The organism is Pseudomonas sp. EGD-AK9 (assembly GCF_000465935.2).
GTDB lineage: Bacteria > Pseudomonadota > Gammaproteobacteria > Pseudomonadales > Pseudomonadaceae > Aquipseudomonas.
Genome location: NZ_AVOF01000420.1, coordinates 1 through 2,420 on the forward strand (window position 1 = coordinate 1; position 2,420 = coordinate 2,420).

Here is a 2,420-nt window from a genome sequence, read left to right on the forward strand (position 1 = left end):
CTGGCTGCTGTAGCCGCCCTGCGGCAATCTGCGCCTGTGCCTTTTGCGCGTCCGCCGGCATCATCCTGAGGCTGGTGTTTTTCCTGCATGCACGAAGCCGGCGAGCCGCCATTTCGGTGGCTCGGGTCGTGATGTCGGGTCTTGGGGGGAGAAGTACGGATGAATTGGGCGGAACGTCTGCGCGCGGGCATGCATGGCCTGGCCGAATCCTTGGGCAACCTGCTGATGGAGGCCTTCCACTACCTGGCGCTGTTCGCCATCGGCGCGATCACCGCCTGGGGTGGGGTGATGACCTTTATCGGCATGCTCGACAACGGCCAGATCACGGTGGACGACATCCTGCTGTTGTTCATCTACCTGGAATTGGCGGCGATGGTGGGGATCTACTTCAAGACCAACCACATGCCGATCCGCTTCATGATCTATGTGGCCATCACCGCGCTGACCCGCCTGCTGATCTCCGACATCTCGCACAACCACAAGCCGGACTGGGGCGTGGTGATGGTGTCCGGCGCCATCCTGCTGCTGGCCCTGGCGATTCTGGTGGTGCGCTATGCCTCGGCCCGCTACCCGGCGGTGGCCGCCCCGGCGGCGCGCGGCAAGGCGCGCAACCGCGCCGATGCCGAAGCCGAGCGCGACGACACCTCCGATTGAGGCGTAGGGTGGATCAGGCTCTTTGCATCCACCTATGCCGGCGCCATGGTGGATCGATAAAGCGTGATCCACCCTACGACGACAAGGGCCAGGGCCTTTAGCAGGCTGTTGAAAAACTACCTGCGTTGCCATTGCTGCGTTAAAAACAGGCTCAAAATGCTCATTTACAGCTCGTAAACTCCGCTTTTTCGCCTGTTTTTGCCTTGCACTGGCTGCCTCGCCTACGGTTTTCAACGGCCTGCTAGTCGAGCGGGGCGAACAGCGCCGCCAGGTCGGCCTCGTTCAGCTGCCACTGGCCCTGGCTGCCGCCCTCCAGCACGCCCTGGGCCAGACTGGCCTTGGCCTGCTGCAGCTGCTGGATCTTCTCCTCGACGCTGCCGCGGGCGATCAGCTTGTAGACGAACACCGGCTTGTCCTGGCCGATGCGGTAGGCGCGGTCGCTGGCCTGGGCCTCGGCGGCCGGGTTCCACCAGGGGTCGAAGTGGATCACGGTGTCGGCGGCGGTCAGATTGAGGCCGCTGCCGCCGGCCTTGAGGCTGATCAGAAACACCGGGAACTCCCCGGCCTGGAAGCGCTGCACCGGCGTGCGCCGGTCCTGGGTGCTGCCGGTGAGCTTGGCGTAGGCGATTTGCCGCGCCGCCAGTTCCGTCTCGATCAGCGCCAGCATCGAGGTGAACTGGGAGAACAGCAGCACCCGGCGACCCTCGTCCACCAGTTCCTCGAGCATCTCCAGCAGGGCGCTGAGCTTGCCCGAGTCGGCGGCGCTCAGCTCGGCCGCGCCGTCGCCCAGCAGGCGCAGGTCGCAGCAGCTCTGGCGCAGGCGCAGCAGCGCCTCGAGGATGACGATATGGCTGCGCGCCAGGCCCTGGCGGGCGATCTCCGCGCGCACCTTCTGATCCATGGCCAGGCGCAGGGTCTCGTAGCGGTCGCGCTGCAGCTGGGTCAGCTCGACCCAGTGGGTGATCTCGGTCTTCGGCGGCAGCTCGCGGGCCACCTGTTCCTTGTTGCGGCGCAGCAGGAAGGGGCGGATGCGCCCGACCAGGTGGGCCAGGCGCTGGGCGTCGCCGCGTTTCTCGATCGGCGTGCGGTAGTCGCGGGTGAAGGCCTTGGCGTCGCCCAGCCAGCCGGGCATGAGGAAGTGGAACAGCGACCACAGCTCGCCCAGGTGGTTTTCCAGCGGCGTGCCGGTCAGGCACAGGCGCAGCTCGGCGCGCACCTGGCCGGCGGCGGTGGCCGCCTTGCTGCGCGGGTTCTTGATGTTCTGCGCCTCGTCGAGAATCAGCAGGCGATAGGCATGCCGGTTCAGCGCCTTGAGGTCGCGCGGCAGCAGGGCGTAGGTAGTGAGGATCAGGTCGTGCGCTTCGATCTCCTCGAACAGCGCGCGGCGCCTGGCGCCGTGCAGGGCCAGCACGCGCAGCTCGGGGGCGAAGCGCGCGGCCTCGTCCTGCCAGTTGGGAATCAGGCTGGTGGGCATGACGATCAGCGCCGGCTGGCTCAGGCGCCCGGCCTGCTTCTCGCAGAGGATATGCGCCAGGGTCTGCAGGGTCTTGCCCAGGCCCATGTCGTCGGCCAGCACGCCGCCGACGCGCAGCTCGGCCAGGGTCTGCATCCAGTTCAGGCCCTGCAGTTGGTAGGGCCGCAGCTCGGCGCGCAAGCCCTCGGGCGCGACCACCTCGCGGCTCTGCAGTTGCTGCAGGCGCTGGGCGAAGCCGCGCAGTTCGTCGCCGCCCTGCCAACTGAGTGCCGGGCCGGCGGCCAGCTCGGCC

2 protein-coding genes are annotated in these 2,420 nt (G+C 67.4%); one reads left to right on the top strand and one right to left on the bottom strand.

What is annotated here, in order from left to right; all coding sequences use genetic code 11:
* The first annotated feature begins 159 nt into the window (after positions 1-159).
* The gene (locus N878_RS17770) at positions 160-654 is read left to right on the top strand and encodes a phosphate-starvation-inducible protein PsiE (protein ID WP_021444933.1); all 495 of its coding nucleotides are present in this window, start codon (positions 160-162) and stop codon (positions 652-654) included.
* A 241-nt stretch (positions 655-895) separates the two neighbouring features.
* On the opposite strand, the gene N878_RS17775 is transcribed toward N878_RS17770, so the two are convergent.
* Positions 896-2,420: DEAD/DEAH box helicase (locus N878_RS17775; protein ID WP_021444934.1), on the bottom strand; the 1,525-nt coding region annotated here is incomplete at its 5' end.

Bases quoted from the DNA above. Each gene is read 5' to 3' on its own strand.
- N878_RS17770 (WP_021444933.1), top strand. From the start codon at position 160: ATGAATTGGGCGGAACGTCTGCGCGCGGGCATGCATGGCCTGGCCGAA.